We start from the raw sequence: 499 nt of genomic DNA, 5'->3' as shown, positions 1-499 counted from the left end.
GTTTTAGCAAGCACTACGCGTTTTTGCTGACCACCTGACAGTTCGTTCACCTTTTTGGTCGTGTCATTAATACCTAGTTTAGATAATATGGTTTTAATTTCTGCATTATAATCCCATGCACTATTTTGGTCCATAGCCTCTTGTGCTTTCATCATCTTTTGAAAATGCGCGTCATCTTGTTGTTGTGAATAAGCATTAACTGCTTCTTCGTAAGCTTTTATAATTTGAAGAGTCGATGTGTCTGAACTAAGTACAGCTTGAAAAACAGTCATATCTCCATCTAAATCCTGCTTTTGAGAAGAATACCGTATACGATATTGATTAGGATGCGTAATATCAGCTGTATAATCATCATCTATATTCCCGATAACTTTAAGTAGAGTACTTTTACCAGTACCATTTATTCCAACCAATCCTATTCTTTCATGTTCAGAAATAGATAGGTTTAAATCATCGAAAATGATTTTATCCGCATATGATTTATTTAAGTGCTCTATTT

At 34.1% G+C, this 499-nt stretch carries 1 protein-coding gene; it reads right to left on the bottom strand.

Annotation, left to right across the window (positions count from 1 at the left end):
- A partial coding sequence (locus IDG64_RS14375; protein WP_346267661.1) for an ATP-binding cassette domain-containing protein occupies positions 1-497 on the bottom strand: 497 nt, incomplete at its 3' end.
- Between the last annotated feature and the right edge of the window lie 2 nt (positions 498-499).

It is taken from the genome of Staphylococcus sp. EG-SA-15 (assembly GCF_017151895.1).
Classification (GTDB): domain Bacteria; phylum Bacillota; class Bacilli; order Staphylococcales; family Staphylococcaceae; genus Staphylococcus; species Staphylococcus aureus.
The sequence above is the reverse complement of the archived record's forward strand: the minus strand, read 5'-3'. Positions and strand labels throughout refer to the sequence as shown.